This is a genomic window from Actinacidiphila alni (assembly GCF_900112845.1).
GTDB classification, from domain to species: Bacteria; Actinomycetota; Actinomycetes; order Streptomycetales; family Streptomycetaceae; genus Actinacidiphila; species Actinacidiphila alni.
In genome coordinates this window covers 122,153-145,402 of sequence record NZ_FONG01000015.1, presented here as the reverse complement: position 1 = coordinate 145,402, position 23,250 = coordinate 122,153, and the positions used below count along the sequence as shown (strand labels likewise).

Below are 23,250 nucleotides of genomic sequence, written 5' to 3'. Positions count from 1 at the left end.
CGGTCGATGGGGCATCGGCCGGTGGAGCATCGGTCGGTGACGTCCGCGGTCAGTCGGTGACCCGCAGCACGAGCTTGCCGCGCGAGTGCCCGGAATCGCTGCGGCGGTGCGCCTCGGCGGCCCGCTCCAGCGGGAAGACCTCCTCGACCTCGACGACGACCGCACCCTGATCGATGACGCGGCCGATCTCGGCCAGCGCGTGGCCGTCCGGTTCGACCAGGAAGGACGAGGCGCGGATGCCCAGCGCCGCGGCCTCCCGCGACACGTCGTCGGAGACGCCCGAGGGGACCTCCACGATGTGCCCGCCGCGCTTCATCGTGCGCAGCGACCGGACGCCGGTGTGGTCGTGGTCGTCTCCGATCAGGTCGATGACGACGTCCACGTCGCTCACCGCGTCCTCGAAGGGCGCCTTCGTGTAGTCGATCAGCTCGTCCGCGCCGAGCCCGCGCAGCCATTCGTGCTTGGCCTCTCCCGCCGTGCCGATGACGTACGCCCCCAGGTGCTTGGCGAACTGCACGGCGAAGTGGCCGACGCCGCCGCCCGCGGCGTGCACAAGGACGCGTTGTCCGGCGGTGACGTGCGCGGTGTCCACCAGGCTCTGCCAGGCGGTGAGCGCGGCCAGCGGCACCGCGGCGGCGTGCTCGTGGTCCAAGGTGGCGGGCTTGCGGGCGAAGTGCCTGGCCGGCGCGGTCACGTACTCGGCGTACGCGCCCGCCTGCCGCGGGAACCACGGCATCCCGTACACCTCGTCGCCGACCTCCAGGGTGTGCACGCCGAAGCCGGTCTCCTCGACGACGCCCGAGACGTCCCAGCCCAGCGTGAACGGTGGGTCGCCGAGCACGCCCGCCATGCCGCTGCCCGCCCGGGTCTTGGTGTCGACGGGATTGACGCCCGCGCACACCACCCGGACGAGCACTTCGGTCGGCAGCGGCTGCGGCTTCTCGGTGGTGATCACGTGCAGGACGTCGGGTCCGCCGAACTCGTTCTGCGTGACTGCCTTCATGGTCTGCGCGGTCATGGTCTTCTCCTCTTGTGCCGCGGTGTGTCCGCGGGCGGCCCGTACGGTCCGGGTACGCCAACGGGGGCGGGGCCGGACGTGCCCGGTGCGGGAACGTCCGGCCCCGGTGGGGGAACCGTCGCTGTCGGCGGGTGCCAGGCTCGGGACCGGGCTCAGAATTCGCCGAAGAAGACGGACGAGATCTTGTCGTCGAACCCGATCGTTCCGAGGTCGAGGATATTGCCGTTGACGATCTTCGACTCGCCGGTGCAGTCGCGACCCGACCAGATCTTCACCGGCTGGCTCACCTGGAGCGCGGAGGCGATGCCGGGCCGGCCCACGTTCTGGCAGCCCTCGCCCGAGACGCCCTGGGAGGCGTTGTCCTCGGAGAAGGTGCCGGGGTCGTCGAAGAGCAGGATGTTGCCCTTGACCGGCTTCGGCTCATCGGCTCCCTGGTTGCCGTTGCCGTTACCCTGATCGTCGTTCTGGCCGCCGTTGTTCTGGCCGTTGTCGCCGCCCTGGTTGTCCTCCTGGCCGCTGTCGTCCTGGCCCTTACGACCGTCGAAGAGCTGGCCGCGCACCGCGCCGTCGGAGAACTCGTCGGTGTGGATGTTGGCGTAGTAGTTGGACGGCGTCTTGGCGATGCGCTGGAGGACGGCGGGGTCCTGGTCGGGCACCGCGCCGGAGATGGCGAAGATCTGGTCGGGGACCGGCGTCTTGAACAGCGGGACCTGCACGTCGCCGTTCTTGCCGAGCACGCCCTTGTGGATGTGGCCGAGGATCGGCGGCTCGATGTTCACCCACGCCATCGAGTAGTCGGCCTCGGTGCCGTTCGGGTGGAGGAAGGCGACGGCGCGGCCGTCCGGGTCACCCACCTTGCTCTTGGCGTCCTTGGGCACTTCCTGCGAGCCGTCGGCCAGGGCGCGCAGCTTGCCGCCGTCGATGATGTCGAGCGGGTTGACGGCCTTCGACAGCTTCTGGAGCTGGCCGCGCACCGCGCCCTTGGGGAACTCCTTGCTGTGCAGATTGACGTAGAAGCTCTTGGGGTTGGACCGCAGCTGAGCGGCGAGGGCGGGGTCCTCCACCGTCGTCTGACCCGCGGCGGCGTTCACCGTGTCGGGCATCGGGGAGAGGAAGAGCTTGACCTTGACGTCGCCGTTGGTGCCCGCGTTGCCCGCGTGGATGTGGCCGAGGGTCGGGGCCCCGATGCCCTTCCATTGCAGAGCGAACGTCACCCGGTCGCCCTTCACCCTGACGAGGGCGACGGCCTTGCCGTCGGAGTCGCCGACACCGGGCGCCCCCGCGTCGGAGACCTCCTGCGCACCGCTCAGCGAGGCCCCGAGGAAGACGGTCTTGCCCTGCGCCCGCGTGGTGATCGTGGAGCCGCTGGACTGGGCGCTGTCGCCGCCGTGCCCGTCGTGCCCGTCGTGGGCGTAGGCGGGAGAAATTCCTGCCATGGTGAGCGCGGCCCCCGCGGCGGCGAGGGCAAGAAGACGCTTTCGCACTTCGTTGACGACCTTTCGTGACTGTTCGGATTCCGGCTCTCGAACTTGCTGTCCTCTCATACGGCGGCAGCACTCGCCGGGATCACTTCCCGCGTTTTTATTTTGGGCGAATCACATGTGAACCCCCCGTCCCCGTCGGCCGTAAACAGGGGGCGAGGGGCCGTGCCCGACGCGGCACGCACGCGACGCAGGGGCCCCGGACACCTCCGACGCCATTCCATAGGGGAATTCACTCATGCGCACTCGAACCGCCTTGATCGCGGCTCCACTTGCTTCACTGGCCCTGCTGACCCTGTCCGCGTGCGGCGGTGACGACGGCTCGAAGGATTCGGGCGACAAGGCCGCGTCCAATGTGTCGGTGAAGGTGGCCGATTCGGACCTGGGAAAGGTGCTGGTCGACCAGTCCGGCCGCACCCTCTACGCGTTCGCCAAGGACAAGGACAACAAGAGCAACTGTGACGCCGCGTGCATCGCCGTCTGGCCGGCGCTGACCAGCCATTCGGCCACGGCGGGAAGCGGTGCCGCGGAGAAGCTGCTCGGCAAGGCGGAGCAGACCAAGGGCGTGGAGCAGGTGACGTACGGTCAGTGGCCGCTGTATTACTACGTCGGCGACGCCGTGCCGGGCGACGTCAACGGGCAGGGCATGGACGGCGTGTGGTTCGCCGTCGGCGCGGACGGCAAGCTCGTCAAGAAGGACGCCTGACGCACGGGGTCGGCGGTGCTCCCCTGCCGGGGAGCACCGCCGACCCCGTGGTGACCGGGTGGGCGGGCCGGTCTCAGATCCAGCCGCCGTCGACGGTGAGGTTGACGTTGTCGATGCCCGGGTTCTCCAGCAGCAGGACCGCCGCGTCCACGACGGCGTCCGTCGTGACGCCGCGCCTGGTCAGGGTGCGTGCGACCTGCGCCTCGATCACCGCGTCCTGGCCGCTCCAGTACGGGGTGTCGACGATCAGGCCGGGGTGCAGGGCGTTGACCCGTACCGGGGCCAGCTCCACCGCGAGAGTCGCGGTCAGTCCGGTCACGCCGCCGTTGACCGCCGAGACCGTGGTCGATCCCGGGTAGGGGCGTTCCCGCGCGACGCCGCCGAAGAGCAGGACGGAGCCGTCGTCGGTCAGGCGCGGCGCCAGCGCGTGGACCACCTCGGTGTACCCGACCAGCTTCAGGGTGGCCAGCCGGACGGCGCGGTCGACGTCGTAGTCGGCGACCGTGTTGCGGTCGCGTTCGATGGCGGCCAGCACGAGCCGGTCCACCTCGCCGATGTCGGCGAGAGCGGCGGCCAGGTCGTGCGGGCGCGACAGGTCGAGGGCCAGGCCGCGCGCGGACCCGGAGCCGCCGGAGGCGGCGGTCAGGTCGGCGGCGGTCAGCTCCGCCCGTTCCCGGTCGCGCCCGGTCACCACCACCGACCGGCCCCGGCCGACGTAGTGCGCCGCCAGAGCACGTCCGACGCCGCTGGTGCCACCGACGATCACTGCTTCACGCATGTGTTTCCGCTCCTGCTTCCCGGTGTCTTTCCGATGGGTGCCACGAGTCCGCGCGGCGTCCGGCCCGAGGCCGGGCGCCGCGGTCATTCTCTATTGCTTACGGCCACAGATAGTCACGGGTTCAACTTCTCCCGGGTTCGAGCCCGCGAACCGTGTCGCCGCCCGCACCGGCCTATTTCGTTCCTCTCTTGTCCCGTTCTTCTCCTGCCCCGTCCCCTCTTGTCCCGGCGCATTTACCACAGGCCGGAAAGCATTCGGTGAACCCTCCGCCGACATCGCCCGTACACACAGTCAGGGCCCGTCCGGGGGCCGGATCCGCGCAGGGGGCCGGCCGTGATCCACCGGACGGGCCGCACGTCAGCCGGGGGGCCGACTCGACGCAGGAGAAAAGCACGGTGAGTTGCCAGCACGATCACACAAATCTCGCCGCTTATGCGCTGACGGCTCTGGATCCGGTCGAGACCACGGTCGTGGCCGGCCGCGTCGGGGAGTGCGACGGGTGCCGCGCGGAATTGGCGCGGATCACTCCGGTCATCGGGGCCCTGAATCTCCTGGATCCCGCGGAAGTGGCCGCGGCCCCCGCCTGGACCGACGCCCCCGACCGCAAGGCGCGGGTCGCGCGCGGTCGCGGACCGTTCAGCCGTGGGCGGCTGGCCCTGGCCGCGGCGGTCGCGGGCGGGCTGCTGGGCGCCGGAGCGCAGTTCGCGCTGGGCCCGTCCGGGTCGGACGGCGGCCCCCACCGGGCCGTCGCCCTGGAGGGAGTGCGCCGTCCGGTCGTCCAGGCCGTGGACGCCACCACCGGAGTGCGGGCGTCGGTGTCACCGCGGTCGACGGCATGGGGCACCCGGACGACGCTCGAACTCAGCGGCATCAGGGGCCCATTGGCCTGCCGACTGGTCGTCATCGGCCGGGACGGCACCCGGGAGACCGCTCTGACGTGGTCCGTCCCGGCGGAGGGGTACGGCGTCCCCGGGGCCCGGAAGAAGACGCTCACCGCAGTGGGCGGGACGGGCATCGCCGCCGAGGACGTGGCGGCGTACGTCGTGGAGACCGGTGAGGGACAGCAGTTGGTGCGCGTACCGGCCACGGACACCGGAGCCGTGTGAGCCGCCGGGGACGGACAGCGAGCCGGGAGCACACGGACGGCAGAGGCCGTACGGGCCGGGACCGGGCCGCACAGGGAGAACGAGAGAACATGGCTGAACAGGAAAGAACGGTGGACCATCGGTCGACCGGCCGAGCAGGGCGCGGCGGTGTCCCGGACGGCGTGCTCGTCGTCGGCGCGGGACCCGTGGGTCTCGTCGCGGCGTGCGAACTGGCCAGACGCGGCATCGCCGTACGCGTCGTGGACGCGGCCGCGGGCCCGGCACGGGGTTCGCGCGGCAAGGGCGTGCAACCGCGGACGATCGAGGTCTTCGACGACCTCGGCGTGGCCGGCCGGATCGTCTCCTCCGGACGGTTCCGGATCCCGGTCCGCCGGTACGCGGGCCGCGACGTGCTGAACACCGGCGGGATCAACGCCGACGCCCACGACCCGACGCCCGCGGTGCCGTACAGCCGCTCCATGCTCGTCCCGCAGTGGCGGACCGAGGAAGTGCTGCGGGACCGGCTCGGCGACTGGGGCGTACGCGTCGAGGGATCCACGGCGCTGGTCTCGCTGGAACAGGACGCCGACGGGGTGACCGTCGTGCTGAGGACCGCCGACGGCGTCGAACACGAGGAGCGTGCGGCCTACGTCGTCGGGGCGGACGGAGCGTCGAGCACGGTACGCAAGCAGGTCGGCATCGGCTTCCTCGGCGAGACCGACGAGACGTTCCGCATGCTTGTCGGCGACCTCGAACTGGAAGGTCTCGACCGCGACTTCTGGCACATGTGGCCGACCGCTCGGGGCGGTCTGCTCGCGCTGTGCCCGCTGGAGGGCACCGACGCCTTCCAGATCCAGGCCGCGCTGCCCGCGGAGGCCGGGAAGGAACTGCCGCTGGACGAGATCCAGCAGCTCGTCGACGAACGCACCGACCGCGCCGACATCATCGTGCGGGCCGTGCGGTGGCAGTCGGTGTGGCGGTCCAACGTCCGGATGGCCGACCGCTACCGGGTCGGCCGGGTTTTCATCGCGGGCGACGCGGCGCACGTCCACTCCCCGGCCGGCGGCCTGGGCATGAACACCGGTGTGCAGGACGCGTACAACCTGGGCTGGAAGCTCGCCCATGTGCTGGCCGGCGCCCCGGACGGTCTGCTCGACAGCTACGAACAGGAGCGGCTGCCGGCCGCCGCCGACGTGCTCGGCTTCTCCTCCCGACTCATCGGGCGGGGCCTGGGCGAGGTCGTTCCGCGGGAGGGTCAGGGCAAGGACACTCTTCAGCTGGGCCTGGGGTATCCGGGCAGCGATCTCAGTTCGGGCGCGGAGACGGCGTACGCGTCGCCCGGCCACCGGGCGCCCGACTCGGTGTGCGTGGCGTGGGAGGGCGTGCGGGTACGGCTGTTCGACCTCTTCCGCGGACCGCACCTGACGGTCCTCGCCTTCGGCCGGCGCAGCGCGCTGGTCGCGGCGGCCCTGACCGCGCGGTACCCCGACCGGTTGCGGCGCGTGGTGGTCGGTCGGCCGTCCGACGGCCACGCCCTCGCGGACGACCCGGAGCTGGTCGTCGACCACCTGGGCGACGCCCACCACGACTACGGCGTCGACGGCGACACCCTCTTCGTCGTCCGGCCGGACGGCTACGTCGGCTTCCGCGGCACCGATCCCGACGTCACGGAGGTCGAGGCGTATCTGACGCGCCTTCTGCCACCGCGCTGACGATCGCGGTCGCGGACGTCCAGGAGCCGCCGGGCCGCCGTCACCGCGAGTGACGGCGGTGCTCACCGCCCGAGGGGGCGACCAGCCGGGGCCGCGGAAACGCGCGCCCCGGCTCTTCGTCGTCCGCGCCGCTTCCGCCCGCGCCGGTACGGTCCGGCGGATCGGCGGGGCCCCGGCGTACCGCGCTCTCGCGCAGCAGCCGCTCCCGGCCGTCCCGGACGGTGTACTCGTCGCAGACCGCCTGCCACCGTCGCCATACGGGATGGCGCCGGCCGGCCTCGGTCGGCGGATCGACGCGGATCTCGTCCACCGCGCGGTCGAGCCAGAAGCGCAGCACCTGGTCGAAGTGCTGCACGACCCGCGGCTCGTCCCAGTCGAGATCGGGCCGGCCGGGGTCCGTCAGGTGCAGATACCACTGTCCCGGCCGGCCGTCCGGCTCGGTCACCCGCGACCAGGCGGGCCCGTCGTCCTCGTCGCGCCGGTCGTCGGGCGGACGGTCGCCGTGGCAGCCACGCCCCTCGGCGAAGCGGAAGACGGCGCGTGCCCTGCTCCCCCGGCCCGCCGCGACCGCGGCCAGGAACCAGGGATGGTCGGTGGTGCACGTGTTGGACTCCAGGTCGACGGCCACCCTCCTGCCCCGCCGGTGCGCCGCCGCGATCACGGCGTCCAGCTCCTCCAGGTCGGCGAAGAACGGATCGCCGGCCAGCCGGACGGCCCGCGGGCCGACGACGCGCAGCCGACGGTCGGACACCGCCGGCGGCGCGGGCGCCTCGGGACGCCGACGGTCCACCACGTCGTCACTCGGACGTGCGGGCCGCGGCTCCGACGGAACTGTGGACATCCGTCACCATCCAGATTCGAGCGCGCGCGAACGGGGTCGGATACGGGCGGTACGGGCCGCCGAGTGCCGTACGCCGGGCGCACGGGCGGTCGGCGGTTCGACGAGTCCCGCACACCATACATGCTTGTTAGGTAGAAGGGACATGACCGAGGCGGTTCCAACACCACGTATCACACGGGTATTTCGCATGATGCGGGCCAAAACGGCACACCGGGAGAACCCCCGAGTCCGCCCGCAACTGACCAACATGTAGGCAGAACGGAGGACAAGCGGGGTGGACGGGCGCCCCACACGCCCGCCCACCCGCTCCCCCGTGTCGACCGGGCCGTCGCAACCGGCCTGCCTCAACCGCGCAGCCGATAGGCCCGGTCGACCGTCTGCTGGACGCGATGCCCCGCCGCGTCCCACGCGGTGACGCGCAGCGTCACGTACGACGAGCCGTGCGCCCGCCCGCCGTTCAGGACGACGGCGTCGAAGGCGTTGTGGCCGTGCGCGGTCACCGCGGCCCGGTGCCACGTCGCGCCGTCGTCGTCCGACGTCTCGGCCCGCAGCCGCACTCCGGTCGGCGTCGGAACACCGTCCGGGGCGCGGACGGTGAGGCCGACGATGTGCGCACGGCCGGCCCGTACGGAGTTGTCGACGTCCACCGGTACCGCGTAGTCGAGTTGGAGCAGCGGCAGCGCCGTCGCCTCGTCCGTGGTCCCGGAGCGGAAGGACCACGACGTACGCGTGGCGGTGGCGGTCGTCCATTCGGCGGAGTTCCGTGCCGTCGTCAGGTCCAGCCGGTAGTCGGCCGTGCCGGACGGCACCTCGATGTCGGTCCACGCCGTGTCGGCGCTGCCGACCACCGCGCCGTCGCGGCGGAGCACCGCGCTCACGACATCGGCGACGGGCTCGTCGGTCCTGGTGCCGATGCCGCCGTCGAAGGCGCGGAGCGCGGGCGACCAGTGGCCGGCGCCGGAGTCGGCGAACTCCGGTATCCGCAGCGCCATCACGTCCCCGGTGCGCACGGTGGGCGCGGGCGCCGACCGCGGGATCGACGGCCGGACCACGGCCGCCTGCCACGCGTCGTCCGCCCGCTGCCCCGGCCGGTACTCGCGCGGCACGTCCCGCATGCCGCTGAGCAGCGGCTCGTCCTCCAGGTTCATGGCGAGGTGGCTGACCACGTGCTGCCACAGGGTGCCGTCGGCGCTGACGTACTCGGTGCGGACGAGACCGGTGGGCACATAACGGTTCAGCTCCATGGCGGCGCCCTGGTACGGCCGCCAGCTGAAACGCTGCTCGCTGGCCCACGGCACACCGCCGTTGTCGGCGTACGTGCTGTGCACCACCGCGCTGTTGCGCGTCGTCACGGTGTGCACCACCTGCCGCGGAATCCGCTGCGAGCTGACCTGCGTGACGTCGTACAGGTACGGGCTGCGCATCGTGCCGCCGAACCGCACCGTCGTGGCACGCGACGCGAGGCGCTTGAGCAGGGCGGTGCCCGCGGACCTGGCGACCCGGACCACGGGCAGCGCGTCACGTTCGCCGGTGGGATTCCACTGGCTCCAGGAGTTGTCGGAGTAGCCGAGCATCAGCACGGCGCGCGCTCCGGCGTCGGCGGCCTGTTGCGCCAACTCCTGTTCGCCCAGGCCGGAATCGTTGCGGACGACGGCCAGCTTGCCGCGGACCCGGCGCAGGTCCGGCTCCTCCACACTGCCCGCGTCGACCGCTGTCAGCGTCGGACCCCGGCTGTCCAGCAGCGGGGACCTGGGAAGGTAGTACGGGGCCAGGTCGAGTCCGGTCCCCGGCGCCACCGCCGTCAGGTCCGGCGCGAACATCTGCCAGCGCGAGGAGAATTCGAACTCCCCCTCCGTCACCTGCTCCGTGGGGCTGACGTACAGCTCGTGCAGGCCGCCGTCGAAGAAGGCGACGCCCTGGTTCATCGACCGGCCGTCGATCTCCCGGTACGTCTGGTAGCTCACGCCGCCCCGCTGCTCGGCGGGCCTGGGCGTACGGATCTCCACCCGGGTGGTGCGGCGCGCGTCGAGCGTCACCGTCATGTCCTTGGTGACCTTCACCTGCGGGAGCACGACCACGCGCGCGTCGACGCCGGTCGTCGCGTCGTCGTCGAACTCGTACTGGACCTCGTACGTGCCTTCCTCGACGTCGACGGTCGTCGGCGCTGGGCCGGAGCCGGAGGCCGCACCGGCGTCCTCGGCGGGGTCGGGAGCCGGGTCGGAGTACTGGACGAAGCCGTTCGGGCCCCAGATGGTGGGGCGGACGGTGACCCGTGCGCCGTGGGAGTCGTAGCCGACGACGGTCAGCCTGTGCGTGGGCGCGTGCACCACCAGGGAGGCGGTGGTGTGGACGCGTACCGAACCGTCGGCGGACCGCGCGGTGAGATAGCCGTAGTAGGAACCGGCCGGCGTACGGCCGGGATCGACCGTCACCGGCACCTCGGCGCTGCCGCCCGCGGGGACGGTCACCTCGGCCGATCCGAGCCGGACCGCACCGGCGGCGGCCTTCCGCCCGCCCGCGGTCGCCAGCTCCATCGACAATCCGAGTGACACGGCCCTGCCGGAGGTGTTGACGTACCGCACCGTGGTGGTCCGGGTGACCGCGTGCGCGGCTGCCGGGAAGTTCCCGAGTGCGACGGTGCCGGTGGCGGTGACCGGACCGGGTATCGCGGCGGCGAGGTCGATCCGCCCGCCGCCCTGCTCCGTGGGCAGCTGTCCTGCGGCCGTGTACGCCGTGCTCACCAGGGCGTCCTTCAGCCGGTCCGCGCCCCAGTCCGGATGCTGCTGGGCCAGCAGGGCCGCGGCGCCCGCGACGTGCGGCGTCGCCATGGAGGTGCCGGACGCGGCGGTGTAGTAGCGGTCCACCGGATCGCCGAGCGTGGTCCCGGCGGCGCGGGCCGCCACGATGCCCACACCGGGGGCGGTGACGTCGGGCTTGACGGCCCCGTCGCCGATGCGCGGGCCGCGGCTGGAGAAGGGCGCGAGCGCGTCCTGCCGGTCCACCGCGCCGACGGTCAGCGCCCGATCGGCCACGCCCGGTGTGCCGACGGTCTGCGGGCCGCTCCCGTTGTTGCCCGCGGCGACCACGAAGAGGGTGCCGCGGGTCCGGCTGATCCCGTTCAGCGCGAGGCTGACCGGATCGGTGCCGTCGCTGGGTTCGTCCGATCCCAGGCTCATGTTGACGACGCGGGCGCCGGAGTCCGCGGCCCACTCCATGCCGTCGATGACACCGGACTCCGTGCCGTATCCGTCGTCGCCGAGCACCTTGCCGATCAGCAGCGAGGAGGCGGGCGCGACACCCTGGCGGACGCCGTGCGAGGCGGCGCCGTTGCCGCCGACGATGGACGCGACGTGAGTGCCGTGCCCGAACAGGTCCGCGGTGCCGGACGGGCTCGATGTGAAGTCCTCGGCCAGCGCGACCCGGCCGGCCAGGTCGGGATGTGTCCGGTCGACGCCGGTGTCCAGCACGGCGACCTTGACGCCCTGACCCCGGTATCCGGCCTCCCAGGCGACGGGGGCGCCGATCTGGTCGACGCCGGTGTCCGACACGGCGCCGACGCGGGCGTCGAGCCACACTTTGGGGAGGGACGCGGACCGTGCCGTGCCGGAACCGCCCGCCGTCAGGCGCTTCCAGAAGCCGTCGGCCTGGTCGGCGGTCACCCGCACCGAGCGGGCGCCGATGCTCTCCAGGTCCCTGACCGGCACGGTGCCCGCGGTGAGCGCGGTCACCGCGGCGGTTCCGGCCGTCCTCACCGCGGCCGACGCGCCTGCCGCTCCGGCGGTCGCCGATGCCACGATCAGCGGCAGGGCGGCGCTGTGCGCCAGGTCGTAGCGCTGGGCCACCAGGCCGGTCACGTCGAAGAGTTGGCGGTCCAGCCGCCCCGCGTTGACCAGACCTGCGGCGTCCGAGGGGAGCACGGTGAGACGGCCGTTCTCCTCATACGTGCGGAAGGTGATGCCGCGTCGCCCGGCGGCCGGTGTCACCGCGACGGTCTGCCGACCCGCGACCGCCGTCCGCAGCGTCACCTCGTCTCCGGTGATCAGACGTACGGTGGCGGTGTCGTCCGCCGTGGACGCGGCGGGAGTCGCCGGTGCCGCCGCAGCTCCGTGCGGGTCCGCGGCAGCGGTCGCCGCCGCGGCCAGTGTCAGCGCCAGTCCGGCGGACAGGGCCGCGGTGAGGCGGGATCGTGTCGTCAACTGAGCCGTTCCCCTTGCCTTGGGTGTGCGGTGGGCCACCTGGTGTCTGTCCGGACCGCGGCGCGGGTTCCGCACGGGTTGCGGGTGCGGGCGGGCAACGCGTCGATGTGGTGGGCGAGGCGTTGCCCGAGCGCTTCGCACCAGGCACTTCGCAAGGGGATACGTACGGCGGGCGGCGGCGGTTCGGTCTCAGGACTTGCCGGTCGGGTCCGCCTCGGGCTTGTGGGCCGGGTCGAGCTCGGTAGGTGTCGTCGAGCCGAAGATGCCGTTCTTGGCGGCCTCCTTCGCGGTGAGGTACATCGTGAAGTAGGACCACTGAATGGGGGTCTCCGCCAGCCACCGGTTGACGATCCGGCCGTCCTCCGACTGGTTGCGGTACGCCCATCGCTCGCCCATCGGCAGCGCCTTGTACAGCCCGTGCCGCGCGAAACCGAAGACACCGCCGAGGAGTTCGAACGACCACTGTCCCGCCGTCAGGTCATGGTGCGTGACGTGGACCACGACGGCGTCCGTCATCAGATTGCCGAGGGTGATGTTCAAGCCCTCCTTGGCGCCCGAGTACAGCGCTTCGCGCTTCGTCTTCGGTGCGTACTTCGCCCATTCCTCGGCACGCGGATGGATCCCGTCCCGCTTGGCGGTCGACGGCAGCCCCCTCATCTCCGATTCCGCCTGGCGTGCGATCTCGGACGTGCTCCCCCTCCCCTCGGAGTCACCACGCGCGTCGGGCCTGCCCGGCGGCGCTTCCGCGTGTGCCGGCCGCGCGACGGCGGAACTCTCGGCGACCGCGTCACGTACCGTGGCCGGATTGAGGATCTCCTCGATGCTCGCCGGTGAAATCGGCGCCGATGCCGTTGTCGGCACTGGTGCGGGCGGCGCGACCACTGGATCAGCCGGCACGGGCGCCGAGGGCGAGGATTCCGTCTCCTGCCGTGCTTTCGGCGCGGAGGCCGCCTCGGTTTCCGCACGCGAAACGGGACGCGACTCAACCTCCACACGCGAGACCGAGCGCGACTCGGCCTCCACACGCGAGACGGGACGCGATTCGGCCTCCGGCCGTACGGATGACGGCAGATCGCTCTCGGACCGCGCCCGCGCCAACGGCGGACGCACCGCGTCGGTCTCGGCCCGCACGCCGGGCCCAGGTCCCGGCTCCGACATCGCCCGCGCCCGCGGCACGCCCGCGCGCTCGGCCTCCGGCCGTACAGGGGAAGGCATTTCGGGCTCCGCCCGGACGACAGAACGGGTCTCTGTCTCCGACACCCGCACCACCGGCCGCGCCTGCACGGACTCCGGCCGCGGCTCCGGGGCCACCTCCGGGCGTGCTCGCTCGGGCTCCGGTCGCGACTCCGAGCGCAACTCCGTCTGTGGCCGCGCCTCCACCTCCGGGCGTGCTTTCGCGTCCGCCCGCACAGCGGACGGCAGGTCGTTCTCCGACCGCGTCCACCCCATGGCCGGGCGCATGTCCTCCGCCCCGGCCCGTACGCCGCCGACGGCTCCCGGCTCCGACACCGTACGCGCGCGCGGCACTCCCACCCGTTCGAGCACGGGCGGCAGTTCGGTCTTCGGAAAGGCCACGGCCCGCGACTCCGCCTCCGCCAGAACCGGGATCTCGCGCTCAGCTGCTTCGATGCCTCTGATGTCGCCGATGCCGCCAGGTGTGACGGCGGCTGTCTCCTCGGCAGGGGGCACCGCGTCGCGTTCGGCGGCACGCACGGGCTCGTGGGGAACAGGTTTCACCGCGGCCGTCTCCTCGGCCTTCTCCGCGGCGGGCTCCCGGCGTTCGGCACGCGTGGTCACCGCATCGGGCCGTTCCGTCGCCGGAACCTCTCTCGTGGGAGTGGCCTCCCGCGTGACAGGCTTCTCCGTGACGCTCTTCCCCTCGATGAGGTTCTTCAGCGCCGCTCCGGCCACCGTCTTCTCCAGGACGTCCTGGACCATGTAGAGGCCCATGTCGAATCCGGTGAAAACGGCGATCTGCCAGGCGTTGTTCTTCCAGTCGACGGGCCGCCCGCTCATCAGCTGCGGCACCGCGGCGCCCACGTAGAATCCGGTGAATCCGCGCGCCTCCGCGGGCAGGTAGTCGATCACCGCGCTTTCCAGTGTCTTGCCGATGAATTCCCCGAAGCGCTCTCCCAGGCGCCCCGCGAGGCTGCCGACCCGCTGCAGGAATTCGGTGAAGTCCGCCATGAGCGACCGGAATCGCACGAGGAGGGCGAGCACACTCCGCATGAGCGGGAGCAGCCGAAGCCACAGGAGGTCGGCGAGCCATGAGAAGAGCCACGTGAGCGCCATTCCCGCGAGCAGGACCTCCAGGATCTCCAGAATGATCCCGAAGACTTCCTTCACGATCGCCCACGCCTTCGACGCGTGGTCGTCGACTTTCGCGCCGGTGGTCTCCAGCAGCGTCGCGGCCTCGGTGACGGCGTCGGCGTGCTCGCGCATCGCCGCCTCGTACGCGTCCGCGTCGGGGCCCGTCCATCCGGAGGTGGACTGCTGCGACGCCTCGTGCACGGCGCGGAGCCTGGCGGCGCTCTCCGTGAACGCCGCGCCCTGCGGGACGAGCGCCGACGGTTCGCCCAACTCCCTGATGACGGAGGTGATCCAGCCCGCTATGGCGTCGTTGATGTCCAAGGGTCACACCAGCCCCGGCTGCTCCCCGATCTCGCCGAGGGCCCGCGTCTGCGCCGCCCGGTACGCGGCCCCGGCCGCGGTCAGCGCGTCCTCCATGCGGGTCAGCGAATCGCCGAGACCCCGGACCAGCTCGGCCAGCCCCGACCGGGTGCGCTCGTACTCGCTGTGCACGGTCCTGCCGAGGTTTCCCGCGCCCAGCGCGTTCTCCGGCACGGCCGTTCGCGGCGAGTCGACGAGGTCCGACACCTCGCGCACACCCACGCGCGTATCGGTCGTACGCCGTGCGGCGTCGGCGAGATCGCGTGCACGTATTTCGGTACGGTCGAACACGTCAATCCTCCTGGAAATTCCGGGGATTCGGATGATGACTGAGCATCAACAAGAGAATGACATGCGATTGATACGGGCAAGTTTCCGGTGCGTAATTTACGGTCCGCTTTTGGACTCGGCACGCTCCGCGACCCGGCACACGGGCGGGTCTGCCGTCAGGCGGAAAGAGCGGCGGCCGCTTTCATGCGCCGTACGACGAATGTGTCGGCGCCCCAGCGCGGAATTCTGTCGCAGGCGTAGCCACGTTCGGCGAGATGCGGTTCGAGCCGTCCGATACGCGCGCGGAGCGCCGGGAGTGTCATCGGCGATGCGCCTTTCCCCAGCAGCCAGCGCAATTGGTGACAGCACAGCGGGGCGCGGTGCTCCAGCAGGATCTCCAGCAGTAAAGACTGCTCCCGGTACGGCCTCAACGGCCCGAGCGCGCGCGGTCCCCGGCGCGGGGAGGTCCGTCTCAGCCACCGCAGGTCGGCGCCGAGCCGCGCGCACAGCACGCTCTCGTCCAGGTCCGGGCCGAACACATTGACCGCCCCCGCCGACAGGAGCGGCGCGGCGGCGTCACCCGCCGCGCCGAGGACGGCGACGGGCGCCAGCAGCGACAGCGCGCGCACGCGCTGCTCCAGGACCTCGGCCGGCTCTCCCGGCGCGGCGTCGAGCAGGGCGAGCACACCGGCGGCCTGGCGCAGGTACCGGTAGGCGAGCCGGTCCCCCCACGGCCGTACGACCACGCCGGGCAGACCGCTGCGCCGCAGGCTCCCGGCGCGGGTCAGACTCGCGGTCGGATGGGAGGAGAGCATCACGAACAGCGGACCGGACGTGCCTGGGTTCCGGGTGCGCGGCGCGGCCGTCCGTGTGCGCGGGAGGGAGGAGATCTGCATGAGCCGTTCCTCTGGTCCGGTGTGCGGTAGTAGGCGCTCTCCCTCGAACACCCGCGTTTCTAGTTACATGTTAAGTAGATGTCCATCGTCCGATCAACCCCTTGCCCTCGCCTCGAACCGTCCTCGTGCGCTGCCGCACCGCCCGCCCGACGGTGGCCATGACGGCAACCATCCGCCAATCGCCCTTCAACACAGGTGCGTCACCGTCTCCTCGTTCGGTCGGCAGGGGGCTGCGAGCCAACGCCGACATGACCGTTGATGCCCCCGTCAGCCACTCGGCGGACGCGGGGCCCCGCAGCAAAGGAATCCGTGATGCGCAAAATCGCAATCGCCGTGTGCGTCTCCCTGTCGGCCTTCGGCATCGCCGCCGCGGCCTTCGTCAACGCCCCTTCGGCCACCGCAGGCAGTGGCGGCGCCACCGAGGCAGGGCCCTGTGTCAACCCGTTCACCTGCTGGGACTGGTAACACCTCGGTCCCGTCCGAAGCCCCGGCCGTCCCCACCGCCGCCCGCCTCCCCTCGGGCGGCGACGGACCGCCGGGGCTTCGTCACGCGCCGTTCCCCGCCTCACTCCCACTCGGCCCGCGCCACGGCGGGCAGCCGGTCCGGGACCAGACCCCAAGCCCGGAGGTCCTCGGCCCTGGATTCCAGGTCCCGCAACGCCCGGACCAGCGCAAGGGTCGCCGCCTGCCACTCCCCGCCTTCCGCGACCGCCCGCGCCCGGTCGTCGAACCGTGCTCCCAAGCCGGTCATCAGCGGTGCCACCCGCTCCTGTGCGGCGGCCGCATTGCGGCCGGCCGCCCAATACGCCGACCAGGCGCTCAGCCGGTCCTGCGGAAAACCCTGCCGCCCGAGCACCTCGGCACCGGGCGGCACACCTTCCGCCAGCGCGTCCAGCCGCGCCCGCCAGGTCTCGGCCTCGATGCCCGACTCCGCCAGCATCGCCGTCCCGGCGGTGACGTCCACGGCCTCGTCGTAGCGATCCTCCACCCCCTGGTAGGCGATCTCGTCGGGGAACAGGCCGCCGACCGCGACGTGTTCGCGAAGCTCCGCCTCCGTGATCCCCGGAAGGCTCCGGTACCGCGTCCAGTTGTCGACCGCGGTGAACCCGAAGCGCCTCCCGTTCGCGCGGTCCCACAGCTCCGCGCTCCGCATGATCTCGTGCAGGGTGTGATGCCCCGCCGACAGGAAGAAGCCGGTCAGCCCGAGCAGCACTTCGTTCATGTCGACGACGAGTTCCTCCACCTCGCTTCCTCCGTTCGCTTCACTGCGGATCTTCCTGAACCGCTGCAGTTCGACGAGGTTGTCCACGAGGCCGAGATGCAGAACTGCGGAACCTGATGTGCCCGTGCTGATGAGCGCGCCTGTCCGCTGCCCGTTCCGGTGCAGATCCGAGTCGAGCCTGATGGACGTCACGTCCTCCGCCCTTTCCCACATCAGACGCACCCCGTCTGGCGTGGCTTCCGAAGCGAAAGCCCTCTCTCGCCGGCTCAACGGCGGATTCACATGACGGAGCTGCTGCCAAGTGTCCATCGGCGGCCCCTGGATCCGCTGCGGACGCTCCTCCATGATCGCCTGGACGCGGAGCGGCCCAAGACGATAGGCGGACCCGAGCTCTCTTTCCGCTTTCCAGATGTCGTCCAGCACGCTGGACTCATGTACCGGTGCCGCGCCTGGGAAGGCCGGACGCAGCGGGAGACGCGACGCGGACGCCTGCAGCAGGGCGACGAGTTCACGAAGATTGCCGCCGCCGACGACTTCCATCAGTGCGGCCGGCTGACGGCCCACCGCCCCGGTCACATGGGGCATCGGAATGCCGAGCTTGGCGATGCTGCCCGGGGCGAGCCCGATCACCAGGTTCCACAGCGCCCTGGCCACCGCGCGCAGTTGCCGTACCGGCTCCTGCCGCCCTGCCAGGTAATCGCCCAGCCGCCGTTCGAAGACCGCCGCGGCGGTCGCGTAACGGATGTCCCGGACATCTGTCGCTGACGCGGGCATTGGGCTCCAGAGCTCATGGTCACCCTCGGCCGGGGCGAGCGGGTCCGCCACGTACGGCTGTGGGAGCGACGCCGCCGTACCGGACGTGGACGCCTCGGCCTCGCCCGGCACGGCAGGTGTCTCGCCCTTGGTCGGCTGACCCGCGCCCCGCATGCGGACGGGGCCGCCGTGGATGATGATCTGCGCGATGAGATTGGCGAGGTAGGGCACCGGCAGGAGCCGTTCGTGGGGTTGCAGGCGGGCCCAGACCTCGGCGACCCCTTCCGCGTCCGGGGCCAGGGCGTCACGACGGAGGCCGCGGACCGACGTGGCCACGAAGTGGTGCAGACCGTCCGGCAGTCGGGGTGCCTCCCGGGGCGGTGGCTGTGCAGCGGACCGGGCTGGATCAGGCCCGGCCGGCGCCGGCCGACCGGACTCGCCCCTCAGGACACGTTCGGCCCGGTCCGCCAACCGCTCGTCAGCCGAATCACGTGGAGCTTGGGCGGAGATCCGCCGGTCACCTCCCCCCATTGGCACCGTGGGATCCGGCCGCAGGATCATCCAGTGCGCCCCGGCGGGTGGCTCGGGCTGCACCCTGAGCATGCTCACCAGTGGCCGCTCCAGCTCGCCGTAGGTATAGGTGGACGCGAACTCTCCGCGCGCGTTCATTCCGAACGTCTGGAGGCGCAGCCCGAACACGACCGAGGCAAGGTAGGGGACCAGGTCCGCGGTGACGTTGTCGTACTCCCCGGGGGCACGCAGCTGCGCGACGACACCCTCCGCGCCTGTTCGCGTCCGGCCGTCATGAGGCGCCATCGCCTCGAAGTGACCGTTCAACTCCACCGTCCACAGCGTCCGCGCCTGCGCCGGCCGTCTCAGGTCCTCTTCCACCGCGTCAGCGAGCGCGGTACGGGCCTGCGCCGCGGTCATCGGCAGCCCGGCCACGCCGACCAGCGCGTGGAAGAAGCAGTCGCCGTCCGCGGGGACGTTCTCCACCCGCCAACCCCTGTCCGCGGCCCACCGTTCGCGCACCTGCACGAGTTCCCTGTCGGTCAGCTCGGCCCGGACCCGACGTGAGTTCTCGGCGCCGGTGTGGCGGCGCGCGAGCATGTGCCCGTCCGGCGTGGTGTCGGCGATCCGTGGGGGTCCGTCCACCCGGTCCGCCGTCCCCGTGCCGTGCGCCCGCGGTCCGCCGCGCCGGCGCCCGCCGCTGGCCAGGTAAATCCTTTCCCCGCGTACTTCCGTTTCCAGCCCGAATCCCCGGAGTTCCGCGAGTAAAGCTTCACTGAACTTTTCCGAAGCGATCCCTTCCGTCCTCCAGTCCTGCATGAAATTCCCGATCTTGATGGGTTTGTCATCGACGGTGACCTCAACCCCACCGGCAGGAACGGTGCCGCGTTTCCGTGGGTTCGAGAAATAGATTCGGGCCGCGCGAATGAGATCCCCGTTGTCCCCGAACCTATTCTTCACGGGGCGGTACCCGGCCCGCCGCAAATAGAGTTTCCCATCGGCACGGTGGAATTCGAATCCGTACTTGCGCAGGGCGCTCTGCAGCGCCGAACCGACCTCCTCCTCCTGGCGGCCGTGGTTCTTCCACGTGTACAGCACGGTCCGAACATCGCGGGCACCCACCCTGATCCCGGTACCCCGTGGTGGCAAGAGCCCGTGGCGGCGCCGTCCGCCGAAGTGGCCGTAGTAGGCGTCGAGCGCATCGATCAGCGCACGGTCTTTCGTGTTCGCCGATTCTTCTGGCGTGGGGGGCCGCTCATCCGGTTCTTGCGCAGGCATCGCCTCGCTGCGGATGTCGCCGACGGGCTCCGGCAGGACCGGCGCCATGGCGCGCGGTGCCTGCTCCGGAGCACGGCCGAAGGCGGCGGGGTCGACGACCGTATCGGTCGTCTCGGGCCCGGGATCACTCCGGACAGGATCCTGGCCGCGGCTCGGCACCGACCGCCGGACCGGTTCGCGCCTGCCCACCCAGGTCAAAGGGGGCATTTCGTCATGCCCCGGCCGCTGCTCGTCCAGCACGTGCGTGCGTACCCAGGTCAGCGAGTCATCCCGCTGAGGCGGAAGGTCCCGTACCTGGGGGTATTCCTCGGCCAGGACGTCCGCGACAGGCACACGGTCGTAGGAGAGCCCAGGCACCTGGGAGCGCAAGTAGCTCTTCCCGCCACGTATCTCGGTCGTCCAGCCGTACCGTTCGAGCTGTTCGTTCAACTCGTTGCTTAAGTGGTTGAGAGCGAGGCCACTCCTCGCCCAGTCCCGCATACGGCTGCCCAGGGGGACCTGCCTGCCGTCCACTCCGACCACGAAGTCTCTTGGCGGCCGTTCGCCTCGGCGATCCGGCAAGGCGTAGAAATCGCGCATGGCCCGGGTCACGTCACCGTTCGGCAGGTAATCCCGCGTCAGCAGAGGAAGGATGCGGACGGCGCGCTCCGCCGCCCGGTTCCTGGCAATGGCGTGGTGGAACCGATGGATCTGCTGCGCGGTGAGCCGTAGCCCGTACACGGCATTGATGTGGTCCCACAGACCGCCAAGGGTCGCGCCACGATTGGCGTCGCGCTTCAGGAGCGCCGCCACCGCACGCCTCTGCTCAACGGTGAGTCCGACTGACGCAAGGGTGAAGCGAGGCCGTGGACCGGCCGGCTGCGACGACACCGGTTCCCGTGCGGCGTCTCCCAGCTGCCGATGAGCGGAAGCGCTGGGCTGTGCGTGGATCGACGACCGCTCGTCGTCCGTCACAGCCCCTGCGTTCTCCGCCGCGTCGTCGATGTCGGACTCACTGGCGTCGGACTCGTCCGTCTCCTCCCGCGCCAGCGCCGCCGCCAGGAAATCGGACTCCTCGGCGGAGTCCTCGGCAGCGGCCACGTCCGCGTCGGCTGTCCTCTCCTGTTGCCGAGGCAGGATGGGCGGCAGAACCAGCGCCCGCAGAGCGGGGGTCCGTGCCGGCGCTTCCTCGGGCGCGGGTGTCGGTACCGGCGCGTCCTCCGGTGCGGGGCTGGCGCTCGCGCTGAACAGCGAGTTCCCCCGCGACGCGGGCGTACGACGGGGGTACGGCGCGGAGGCGTCGCGGCGGGCGCTCGCGCCGCGCTCGTGGCGGTGGGGCAGCATGCCGCCGCGGACCTTCGGCGGGTCGGGGCTCAGCCACAGGCGGGCGATGTGTTCGGCGACCTGGGACAGCGGAAGTCGCTGCTGGAGGCGGGTGAGGTCGTGCCAGAGGACGGCGATGTCGTCCTCGTCGGGCATCGGCAGATTCTCGGGGCGGGTGGTCAGGTGGCCCTTGACGAAGTGCAGCAGGTCGTGGCGCTCCTGGGACGAGAAGCGAGTCCACCCGCCGTTCAGCTCGAGCCGGACGGGGGCGTCCGGGTCATGGTCGAAGACGGTATCGGGGCGCTCGGGATCGACGTGACGCTGTCCGTCGAGCTCGAACCGCTTCTCCTTCGGCTCATCGGTGGTGCGGCTTTCAGCGAACCGCGTCGACGTGGGATCGAGCGGGGGCGGTAGTTCCTCCCGCGCCAGGGCCACAGGTTCCGCGATGTCGGGCCGGATGTTGGTGGCGGCGTCGGACCCGGTGGTGGTCGTGGGTGTGGGTCGGGGTGGGGTGGGTGTCCAGGCGCCGGGGGTGGGTTCGGTGAAGTGGAAAGTGCGAAGGGTGGGGGTTCGGGTGGGATGGTCTTTGCCTGAGTTTGTGGAGGTGTTGCTGCTGGTGGTGGGTGTGTTGGTGGTGGTGTTCGGGCGGGTGGTGGCTGGGTGGTCGAGGGTGCCGGGTCGGTTGAGGGGGGTCCGGGGTGGCAGGGGGGTGGCCGTGGGGAGGGATGGGCCTGTCGCGGTCGGGATCTGGTCACCGGGCATGGCCGTACGGTCGGGGGTGCTGTCGCTGGTGGTGTGGGGTTCGCCGGTGGTGTGGGCGGGCTTGTCGGTGCCGGGTCCGGTTTCGGCCGGGCTGGTGGTGATGTCGGGTGTGCTGGTCTTGATGTCAGCGGTGGGTGTGCCGCTGGTGGTGGTTGGGGTGGGGGGTGGGGTGTCGAGGCCGAGTTTGGTGCGGAGGCCGGAGCCGAGATTGGTGGCGTGGAAGGCCAGGGCGTGGCCGGCGAGTCCGGCGGCGGCCCCGGAGATCCCGGTTGCCCAGCTGGTGGTGAACTTCCCCGTGGTCGCGGCGTTGTAGACGCCCTCGGAAATGTTCTGGTGGGCGGCGTTGGCGGCCGCGTCACCGGCCAGGTGGCTTGCGGTGCGTCCCCAGTCCCGGCCCAGCACGGCGGCGACCTCGTGGGACAGGGCCTGCCGGACCCGGGCACCGACCGGCAGACCCTCTAGCGCATCATCCAGCGACCGGCCCAGGTTCTTGCGCCCGAGATTCGCGGTCAGGGCCTGCGCCCACCGCTGCCCCGCCTCCCGGGCCGCGTCCGCACCCACCAGGGGCCCCAGGTCCCGGGCGAAGACCTCACCGGCCCGGACCCGCAGCACCCCCGGCACCGCCGTATCCAGCCTCCCCCGCCCGGCCAGACCCGCCACCCACCCCACCAGCGAACCCACCTCCCGCGCGAAACCTTCTCCCACCGGCCCCACCACGGGCCCCGGTTCCGGCACCGCACCCCTGGGCGGGAGACCGCCCGGCACCCCACGCACACCCGCGCCCGTGAAATCCCGGCCGACATCCCGCGTGGTGTCCCGCGACACATCCCGCGTGACGTCCCGTATCCCGTGGTGGGCGAGGGCGTTCTCCAGGGCCCCGGTGACGTCCCCGGTCACATCCCGCCCCAGCCCCTTGGACAGCACACCCCCCAGACCCGACCCCACGAACGGCACGAACACCGTGAACGCACCCTGCACCGCACCGAACCCCACCGACTGCCGCGCATAATCCGACCCGAAATCCGTACGCCGGCCCTCCGCACTCAGCGACCACCGCACCAACCCGTCCATCGCCCCCGCCAGCCCCACATTCAACGCCTCATACGCCCCCACCACCGCCACAAGCCGCACCAGCACACTCCGCATCACCACCCCGTACAACGCCCGCAAAAACGACTGCTCCAGCAACGCCCCCACCGGATTGAACACCGCCAGAACCAGCGTCAACGCCCACTCCGCCAGAAACTGCACCACCTGCGCAACAATCATCCGCTGCGTATACGAAATCTGATAACCCGTCTCCCGCGCATAATCAGCCGTCCGCACCGCACTCAACCGCACCGACCGCACATAATCCGCACCCCCCTCACCCACAAAAGACGACATCGCCCCCGAATAACTCTCACTCCACGGCCCCGACACATTCCCCGACACCCCCCGCCGGACCCGCTCCATCACCGCCTCGAACTCCTCCAGCACCGCCGCCAGCACACGATGCGGCCCCTCCACCAACTCCCTCAACCGCACAGCATCACCCCGGGGAAACTCCATCCCCGTCAACAACCAACACACCCACCGAACAAACTCACCCACCTCCACCCCCACACACCCCCACACCACAGAACGAAAAAAGGAAACCGACAGGACACCGCCCCACGCACTCCTGGGTACGCAACGGCGCGGTACGCAGTTCATGCCTCCGCGCCGTGACCGGACAGCAACGGCAAAAGACGAAGGAGGCGGGCCCCCGCGGACCCCGCCCCCTCGTCC

13 protein-coding genes are annotated in these 23,250 nt (G+C 71.3%); 4 read left to right on the top strand and 9 right to left on the bottom strand.

Going from position 1 to position 23,250, the window contains the following annotated elements; all coding sequences use genetic code 11:
* Positions 1-49: 49 nt before the first annotated feature.
* Both BM076_RS23880 and BM076_RS23875 read right to left on the bottom strand, forming a co-directional pair.
* Positions 50-1,018, bottom strand: a complete 969-nt coding sequence (locus BM076_RS23880; RefSeq protein WP_218160111.1) for an NADP-dependent oxidoreductase — start codon at positions 1,016-1,018, stop codon at positions 50-52.
* Between the two features lie 152 nt (positions 1,019-1,170).
* The gene (locus tag BM076_RS23875) at positions 1,171-2,502 is read right to left on the bottom strand and encodes a CHRD domain-containing protein (RefSeq protein WP_245796262.1); all 1,332 of its coding nucleotides are present in this window, start codon (positions 2,500-2,502) and stop codon (positions 1,171-1,173) included.
* A 235-nt stretch (positions 2,503-2,737) separates the two neighbouring features.
* On the opposite strand from BM076_RS23875, the gene BM076_RS23870 reads away from it, so the two are divergent.
* Positions 2,738-3,205 (top strand): COG4315 family predicted lipoprotein, encoded by a 468-nt coding sequence (locus BM076_RS23870; protein WP_093715731.1) that lies wholly within the window; start codon positions 2,738-2,740, stop codon positions 3,203-3,205.
* A gap of 73 nt (positions 3,206-3,278) precedes the next feature.
* On the opposite strand, the gene BM076_RS23865 is transcribed toward BM076_RS23870, so the two are convergent.
* Complete coding sequence (locus BM076_RS23865; RefSeq protein WP_093715730.1) at positions 3,279-3,983, bottom strand: SDR family oxidoreductase; 705 nt, start codon at positions 3,981-3,983, stop codon at positions 3,279-3,281.
* 395 nt (positions 3,984-4,378) lie between these two features.
* Between BM076_RS23865 and BM076_RS23860 the strand changes: the two genes are divergently transcribed.
* Together BM076_RS23860 and BM076_RS23855 are read left to right on the top strand one after the other, a co-directional pair.
* On the top strand, positions 4,379-5,089 hold the full coding sequence (locus BM076_RS23860; RefSeq protein WP_093715729.1) for an anti-sigma factor: 711 nt from the start codon (positions 4,379-4,381) through the stop codon (positions 5,087-5,089).
* 89 nt (positions 5,090-5,178) lie between these two features.
* The gene (locus tag BM076_RS23855) at positions 5,179-6,780 is read left to right on the top strand and encodes an FAD-dependent monooxygenase (RefSeq protein WP_093715728.1); all 1,602 of its coding nucleotides are present in this window, start codon (positions 5,179-5,181) and stop codon (positions 6,778-6,780) included.
* Positions 6,781-6,820: 40 nt separating this feature from the next.
* Here the strand turns inward: BM076_RS23855 and BM076_RS23850 are convergent, their stop codons facing one another.
* The 5 genes from BM076_RS23850 to BM076_RS23830 all read right to left on the bottom strand — a co-directional run bounded on the left by BM076_RS23850 (position 6,821) and on the right by BM076_RS23830 (position 15,653).
* Positions 6,821-7,570: an alpha-amylase family glycosyl hydrolase gene (locus BM076_RS23850; RefSeq protein WP_177246578.1), complete on the bottom strand. Its 750-nt coding sequence runs from the start codon at positions 7,568-7,570 to the stop codon at positions 6,821-6,823.
* Between the two features lie 395 nt (positions 7,571-7,965).
* Entirely contained in the window at positions 7,966-11,817 is a 3,852-nt protein-coding gene (locus tag BM076_RS23845; RefSeq protein ID WP_093715726.1) for a S8 family serine peptidase, read from the bottom strand.
* 189 nt (positions 11,818-12,006) lie between these two features.
* Positions 12,007-14,448 (bottom strand): WXG100 family type VII secretion target, encoded by a 2,442-nt coding sequence (locus BM076_RS23840; protein WP_093715725.1) that lies wholly within the window; start codon positions 14,446-14,448, stop codon positions 12,007-12,009.
* A 3-nt stretch (positions 14,449-14,451) separates the two neighbouring features.
* On the bottom strand, positions 14,452-14,778 hold the full coding sequence (locus tag BM076_RS23835) for a hypothetical protein (protein WP_093715724.1): 327 nt from the start codon (positions 14,776-14,778) through the stop codon (positions 14,452-14,454).
* Between the two features lie 155 nt (positions 14,779-14,933).
* Complete coding sequence (locus BM076_RS23830) at positions 14,934-15,653, bottom strand: hypothetical protein (RefSeq protein WP_093715723.1); 720 nt, start codon at positions 15,651-15,653, stop codon at positions 14,934-14,936.
* Between the two features lie 312 nt (positions 15,654-15,965).
* Here BM076_RS23830 and BM076_RS36770 point away from each other — a divergent pair, with 312 nt between their 5' ends.
* Positions 15,966-16,118, top strand: coding sequence for a hypothetical protein (locus BM076_RS36770; protein ID WP_177246577.1), 153 nt, complete (start codon positions 15,966-15,968; stop codon positions 16,116-16,118).
* A 100-nt stretch (positions 16,119-16,218) separates the two neighbouring features.
* Here BM076_RS36770 and BM076_RS23825 read toward each other — a convergent pair whose 3' ends face one another.
* Positions 16,219-23,001 carry a hypothetical protein gene (locus BM076_RS23825; RefSeq protein WP_143120627.1) on the bottom strand — a complete coding sequence of 2,261 codons (6,783 nt, stop codon included), beginning with the start codon at positions 22,999-23,001 and terminating at the stop codon, positions 16,219-16,221.
* Positions 23,002-23,250: the final 249 nt, after the last annotated feature.

What these genes read in the sequence shown, in the direction of transcription:
- BM076_RS36770 (WP_177246577.1), top strand. Translation starts at nt 15,966, where the DNA reads ATGCGCAAAATCGCAATCGCCGTGTGCGTCTCCCTGTCGGCCTTCGGC.
- BM076_RS23880 (WP_218160111.1), bottom strand. Translation starts at nt 1,018, where the DNA reads ATGACCGCGCAGACCATGAAGGCAGTCACGCAGAACGAGTTCGGCGGA.
- BM076_RS23855 (WP_093715728.1), top strand. Translation starts at nt 5,179, where the DNA reads ATGGCTGAACAGGAAAGAACGGTGGACCATCGGTCGACCGGCCGAGCA.
- BM076_RS23830 (WP_093715723.1), bottom strand. Translation starts at nt 15,653, where the DNA reads ATGCAGATCTCCTCCCTCCCGCGCACACGGACGGCCGCGCCGCGCACC.
- BM076_RS23870 (WP_093715731.1), top strand. Translation starts at nt 2,738, where the DNA reads ATGCGCACTCGAACCGCCTTGATCGCGGCTCCACTTGCTTCACTGGCC.
- BM076_RS23865 (WP_093715730.1), bottom strand. Translation starts at nt 3,983, where the DNA reads ATGCGTGAAGCAGTGATCGTCGGTGGCACCAGCGGCGTCGGACGTGCT.